Source organism: Mesorhizobium sp. M8A.F.Ca.ET.181.01.1.1 (assembly GCF_004792025.1).
Classification (GTDB): domain Bacteria; phylum Pseudomonadota; class Alphaproteobacteria; order Rhizobiales; family Rhizobiaceae; genus Mesorhizobium.
In genome coordinates this window covers 506,750-513,208 of record NZ_SRTV01000005.1, presented here as the reverse complement: position 1 = coordinate 513,208, position 6,459 = coordinate 506,750, and the positions used below count along the sequence as shown (strand labels likewise).

The 6,459-nt window shown below is 62.9% G+C and carries 5 protein-coding genes and 1 pseudogene; 3 read left to right on the top strand and 3 right to left on the bottom strand.

From position 1 onward, the window contains the following. Positions 1-191: pseudogene (locus EN824_RS21040) on the top strand (integrase); the annotation flags it as partial. A 169-nt stretch (positions 192-360) separates the two neighbouring features. Here the strand turns inward: EN824_RS21040 and EN824_RS21035 are convergent. The 3 genes from EN824_RS21035 to EN824_RS21025 are packed head-to-tail and all read right to left on the bottom strand — an operon-like array spanning position 361 to position 3,007. Beyond that, positions 361-1,443, bottom strand: coding sequence for an ABC transporter substrate-binding protein (locus EN824_RS21035; RefSeq protein WP_135932650.1), 1,083 nt, complete (start codon positions 1,441-1,443; stop codon positions 361-363). Between the two features lie 25 nt (positions 1,444-1,468). Further along, complete coding sequence (gene betI / locus EN824_RS21030) at positions 1,469-2,179, bottom strand: transcriptional regulator BetI (RefSeq protein ID WP_245520745.1); 711 nt, start codon at positions 2,177-2,179, stop codon at positions 1,469-1,471. A 27-nt stretch (positions 2,180-2,206) separates the two neighbouring features. After that, entirely contained in the window at positions 2,207-3,007 is an 801-nt protein-coding gene (locus EN824_RS21025) for a methyltransferase domain-containing protein (protein WP_135932649.1), read from the bottom strand. Between the two features lie 280 nt (positions 3,008-3,287). Between EN824_RS21025 and EN824_RS21020 the strand changes: the two genes are divergently transcribed. Together EN824_RS21020 and EN824_RS21015 are read left to right on the top strand one after the other, a co-directional pair. Then, on the top strand, positions 3,288-4,907 hold the full coding sequence (locus tag EN824_RS21020) for an NAD(P)/FAD-dependent oxidoreductase (protein WP_127275758.1): 1,620 nt from the start codon (positions 3,288-3,290) through the stop codon (positions 4,905-4,907). Beyond that, positions 4,894-6,459, top strand: a complete 1,566-nt coding sequence (locus EN824_RS21015; protein ID WP_135863072.1) for an NAD(P)/FAD-dependent oxidoreductase — start codon at positions 4,894-4,896, stop codon at positions 6,457-6,459. Before EN824_RS21020 ends, EN824_RS21015 begins: the two co-directional genes overlap by 14 nt.

The following is a 6,459-nucleotide window of genomic DNA, read 5'->3' as shown; positions in this document are numbered from 1 at the left end:
GGAATGGCGGCTTCGTCTATGTCTCGCAATCACTGGCCGGCGAAGCCGTCGCGGCCACCGAAGCCGAGGACGGCCAATGGGCACTTACCTTCCATGATTATCCGCTTGGCATCATCGACACCAGACGCATGAAGCTCGTCCGCCGCAGCGCCGCGCCAACCAAACCGCTTGGCGCTGCGGCGGATGCATAGGGGGGAGAACTGTTACCTATGTATCCGGTTCAATCTGTTACCCATCTATCGGCTGGACACCGGCAGGCAGGTGAGGGGCGGCGCCAGCGCTCGAATGGATGATGGCAACCCGAGTGATCACCCTAGTTCCATATCCGAGCGGGCAGGAACGGCCACTCGAAAGCAGGCCTCAATAGCCCGCTTTGATCTTCTCGAACTCGGCGATCATCTTGAGCTTGAGATCGGACGGCAGCGGCTGCTGGAACAGCGTCCTGTCGACGAATTTCTGCACGTCGTCATAACCCTTTTCCTTCAGGACGGTCTGATCGACGCCGGCCATGCCCTTGGCGTTGGCCTGGCCGTAGCCCCAATCCTTGACCAGCACCTTGGCGATCTCCGGATCGTTGACTGCGTTGAGGTAATCATAGGCCTTGTCGATGTTGCCGGGAGCATCCTTGAACAGCACATAGCCGCAGACCCAGGTCGAGATGCCCTCCGCCGTGTCCTTCTTCGACTTGATCGGCATGCCGGCTGCGACCGACTGCACGGTCGCATCGTTCCAGGCCCAGGCGAGGTCGACCTCGCCCCCGCTCAACAACTGCACGATGTCGGTGGTGTCGGTCCAGTAGGAGCGCACGTTCTTGTGCACCTGGCGCAGGAAATCGGATGCCTGCTTGAACTGGTCGTCCGTCATCTTGGTCCAGTCCTTCAGGCCGATGGCGAGGCTCGCCAGCGCATAGGCGTCGTCGACATTGTCGCCGATCGACACCCGGCCCTTGAACTTCGGATCGGCGAACGCCTTCAGCGACTGCACGTCCTTGTCGTCGATCTTGGAGGAATTGTAGGTGAGCTGCGTGTTGCCCCAGTCCCAGGGCATGAACCAGGCTTTTCCGTCATCGGTGGTGGCGAGATTCTTCATCGCCATGATACCGGGATTGAGGTCCTTCCAGCCTGTGATCTTCGAGGTGTCGAGCGGCTGCAGCAGGCCAGCCTCGCGCCATTTCACCACGCTCTGCGAGCAGGGATGGCCAAGGTCGGCCTTGAAGCCGGAACGGACCTTCTCGAACGCCTCGTCCTCATCGCCGAAGAAGGCGAAGGTCGGCGAATCGCCGTTCTTCTCGACATATTTCGGGTGGAAGCCCGGATCCTCGTAGCCGGACCAGTCGAACACGATCAGATCCTTGTCGGCGGCGATCGCCAAGGCGGCGGCGGAGGCCGCCAGGGTTCCGGCCAGTGCGAGCGTCAGTGTCAGGCGTCTTGTCAGTGACTTCATTGCTGTTCCATCCTCTGTGGTTTTCTTATGATTTCGTCTTTTCTGATGATTTGGTCGGGGCGGCGGCGTTCCGCGGGTAGTGTTTCGGGAAAGCCGCCGACAGGAATTCGTTCGCCGCCTGCAAGGAGGTCTCGCGGGTCGTGTTCTCGGTCCCCATCATCAGCCGCAGCCAAAGCCCTTCCAGCATGGCGCTAAGCGCCAATGCCATGACCTGCGGCTCATAGGCGTAGCCGCCGCTCTGCTTGAGCGTCGCACAGAGCTCGATGAAGATGTCCTGATAGACGACGTCGCGGGCGCTGCTCAGCGCCTGGTAGGTCGGCCGTGACTTGGCCTCGCCCCAAAAGGCGCACCATGCGGCGAGCTTGCGCTTGTTGCAGATCGAGCGGTCGAAGTCGGCAGCGACCAGGGCCTGCAGTTGGTCGGCAGGATCGTCGCCTGCTTTCTGCAGCGCATTGCGCCAATGCGCCGAATACTCGTCATACATATACTGCAGCGTCGCGACGAGCAGCTTTTCCTTGCTCTCGAAATGGAAATTGACGATGCCGCGCGACAGGCCGGCGCCATCGGCGACGTCGGCCATTGTCGTCTCCGAATAGCCGCGCTTGGCGAGCGAATCGATCGTCGCCTCGATGAGCTGAAGCTGCCTGACCTCCTTCGAGGCCTTGCGCCCGCGCTTCTCGGATTCGGCTTTCCGCGCCGGTTCAAGGAGCGCGTCCCTGGCGTCTGCCGTTTTCATGCGTGTGATGGTCTCCAGCATCGCCGGCTATCCAATTGCATCCGGCTTCGACCCGCGAAGATGAGTGGGACGGTGCTCTCCACTGTCAAGCACCTTCTGCATGGCTTCCCAGGTTCGTATGTTCTTGTCGACATAGGCCGCGCCCACCACTGCGGCAACGGCCGGATAGAGTGGTCCCTTCAGCCTTTCGAGCTCCCCTCGCGCCACCTCGCGGTACCAGGGATTGCGGTCCCTGACGGTGACATCGGCAAAACCGGCGCCACGCATCGCCTTGGCATAGCGCGCCGGCGAGGCCATGGCGAAGGACAGCCCCTCGGCCGCGACATACGCCTTCATGTCGGGTGATGGTTCGCCGTCATGCGAGATCATCCAGTTGGAGGCGGCAAAGACCCCGCCCGGCTTGAGCACGCGGAAAATCTCGGCGAAGAGCCCGTCCTTGTCGGGCACATGCAACAGCGCATCCTTGGAAAAGACGACATCGAAGGAGCTGTCGGCGAAAGGCAGCAATCCCGGAGGCGCCTGAACGAAGCTGGCGCGCTCACCAAGGCCACGCGCGGCGGCGCGCTGCCTGGCCGCCGCGATCACCGGCCGTTCGACATCGAAGCCGGTGGCGTGCGCCGCGCCGTGACTCTCGACCAGATGCAACGTGATGCCACCGCAGCCACAGCCGATATCGAGGATCGTCCTGCCCTTGAGCGAAAGCCCCTCGACCACCCGGTCGACCTCGTCCGGCCCGCCTGGCGACAGGTAGCCATCGCCCCACAGCGCCTCGAGGAAGCGGATGGCGGTGTCGTCATATTCCGGTTCGGCGTCTGCCGTTTCGATCATCAGCCCTCGGTCCCCCAATCGACGGAATGCTCGGTTCGAACGCCGGCGAAGCGTAGCGCAGATGCGGGAAAACGCAATATCATTTGTTGAACATTCATTCAGAATGGCTGGACAGAATGGCTGATGTCATGCCAAATTCCGCGCATTCGGGAACAGATCACGCAAAAATGAAGAGCGGGTCGCCTAATTAATTCGAGGAAAAGTGTGAGCGGTTTTCCCCGGGAGAAGCGCATAGCGCTTCCCCTTGGGAATGACGCAAAACAGGGAGGACTGGGCCACAATGAAAGCTTGGGATGCGATCATCATCGGCGGCGGACATAACGGTCTGGTCAACGCCTGCTACCTCCAGCGCGCCGGCCTCGACGTGCTTGTGGTCGAGAAGAACGACTGGGTAGGCGGTGCTGCCACCAGCCGGGAGCTGACGCCGGGCTTCCTCTACTCCAACTGCTCCTATGTCTGCTCGCTGTTCCGCCCCGAAATCATGCGCGACCTCGACCTGCCGCGCTTTGGCCTGCAGGTCATTTCCTATGAGGGCGGTGCGGTGTTCACGCGCGACGGCGACTACCTCGCCAATTACCGCGACCACGACGCGCACCGGCGCGAATTCGCCCGCTTCTCCAAAAGGGATGCCGAGGCCTATGACCGCTACTCTCGCGACGTGACGCGCCAGTGCCGCTTCATCCAGCCGTTGCTGATGCGCACCGCGCCGGACCCGACCAGTTTGCGGCCGCGCGACCTCGGCGAACTGCTTTATCTCGGCAAGAAATTCGCCGGTCTCTCCGCCGAGGAAATGGCGCTGACGCTGCGCTTCTGGACGATGTCTATCTCGGAATTCCTCGACGAATATTTCGAGACCGACGTCATCAAGGCGAACTTCGCGCTATCCGGCATCATCGGCACGGCACTCGGACCGATGTCGCCCGGCACCGCTTACGTGCTGCTGCACCACTATATGGGCGAGGTCGACGGATCGGTCGGCGCCTGGGGCTATGCGCGCGGCGGCATGGGCGCAGTCACCAAGGCGCTGGCAGCCTCCTTCAAGGCCTCCGGCGGCACGATCCGCACCAGCGCCGAGGTCGACCATGTGCTGGTGAACAGAGGCAGGGCCAAGGGCGTCGTTCTTGCCGGCGGCGAGGAGATTTACGGCAAGCTGGTCGTCTCCAATGCCGACGTGAAGCGCACCTTCCTGAAGCTGGTCGAGGAGAAGGAACTGCCCGACATCTTCCTGCGCCGGGTCAAGAACTTCAAAATCCGCGGCTCCTCAGGCAAGGTCAACATCGCGCTCGATTCGCTGCCGGAATTCCCGGCGCTGCCGAAGGACTCGCCAGTCTATCGCGGCGACATGCATTTCACCGATTCGATTGAGCGCATGGAGCGCGCCTATGACGACTGGAAGGCCGGCCGTTGGTCCGCCGATCCCTTCCTCGACATGGTGATCCCGACGACGCTCGACCCGACCATGGCCCCGCCGGGAAAACACTTCATGAGCTGCTTCGTGCAGTACGCGCCGCCCAAGGTGAACGGCCGCGAGTGGACCGATGCCGACCGCGACGGTTTTGCTGAAAGCGTGATCGCGCAGATCGCTGAATACTCGCCGGGGTTTCGCGACCGCATCGTCCACATGGAAGTGCGCACGCCGCGCGAAATCGAGGCCGAGGTCGGTCTCACCGAAGGCAACATTTTTCAGGGCGAACTCACCTTCGACCAGCTTCTGTTCAACCGCCCGGTGCCGGGCTATGCGCAGTATCGGTCGCCGCTCGGTGGGCTCTATATGTGCGGCTCCTCGACCCATCCCGGTGGCGGCGTCATGGGCGCGCCCGGCCGCAATGCTGCGGCCGAAATCCTGCGCGATCTCGCAAAATCCACCTCGCATATGAGCCCGGCCCATGACGTTATTTGATGGCATCGTTATCGGCGGCGGCCACAACGGGCTTGTCGCTGCCGCCACGCTGGCGAAGGCCGGCCGCAAGGTGCTGGTGCTGGAAGCCGCAGCCGAACCTGGCGGCGCGGCGCGCACCGAGGAATTCGCGCCCGGTTTTCGCGTCTCGTCGATCGCGCATGTGCTGAACCGGCTGCACCCCGATGTGATGAAGACGCTGGAGCTGGAAAAGCACGGGCTGCAAATCGCCCGCGCCGACTTCATCCCGTCAGTCGCATTGTCGAAAGATGCACCGCCACTTGTCCTGCATGGCGCCTATGGCGAGGTGCTGACCGGCGCCAGTTCGTCGGAACAGTCCGCCTGGAAGGATTTGCGCGCGCAGCTGTTGCGCTATGCCGGCATATTGAAGCCGTTCCTGTCGCGCCGGCCGCCTGATCTCGGTGGCATGTCGCTGCTGGAGACAGCTTCGCTCGGCCAGACCGCGCTAGCGTTGAAGAAACTCGGCAAGGAAGACATGCGCGACTTCCTGCGCGTGCTTCTGATGAACGTTGCCGACCTGCTTGACGAGCAGCTCGCCGACGACAGGCTGAAGGGGCTGCTCGCCTTCGATGCCACCCTCGGCAGTCATCTTGGCCCGCGCTCGCCGACCTCGCTGCTCGGGCTCTATTATCGTCTGGCCGGAGAGATCGGCGGTGCGGCCGGAGCGCAACTGCTGCCACGGGGTGGCATGGGCGCGGTGGTCGTGGCCATCCGCACTGCCGCCGAAAAGGCCGGCGTCACGATCCGCACATCGGTGCCCGTCGCAAGGATCATTGTCGAGAAAGACCGCGCCGTCGGCGTCGTCCTCGACAATGGCGAGGAGCTTCGCGCCAGGACGATCGTCTCCGCCATCAACCCGGCGACCACCTTCCTCGATCTTGTCGGACCACGCGGGATCGATACCGGCTTCATGCGCAAGGTGAAAAATATCCGCATGAAGGGTGATGCCGCCAAGCTCCATCTGGCGCTCGACCGGCCACCCCAATTCACTGGCGCCGATGCCGCCGACCACAAGGGGCGGCTCGTCATCGCCCCCTCCCCCGACCATGTCGAGCGTGCCTTCAATCCGTCGAAGTACGGCGAGTTCTCGCCCGAGCCGGCGATGGAGATAACCTTGCCCAGCCTTGCGGACCCGTCGCTGGCGCCAGACGGCGCCTGCGTGCTGTCAGCCGTGGTGCAATACGCGCCCTATCAGTTGAAAGAGGGTTGGAACGCCGGCAAGCCGAAATTCCTCGAGGCAATCCTGGCTCGGTTGGAAGCCTACGCGCCTGGCATCGGCAAGACGGTGCGCCATGCCGAGCTTCTGACGCCTGCCGACATCGAGAAGCGCTACCGTATGCCCGGTGGTCACTGGCATCATGGTGAACTGCAGGCAGATCAGATGCTGATCTCGCGTCCTGTCTCCGGCTGGTCGGGCTATGACACGCCGCTCGACGAGCTGTTCCTGGCGGGTGCTGGTTCGCATCCCGGTGGTGGTGTTTCCGGTGCGCCCGGGTTGAATGCCGCGCGGCGCATCATCGCGATGAAAGGGTAG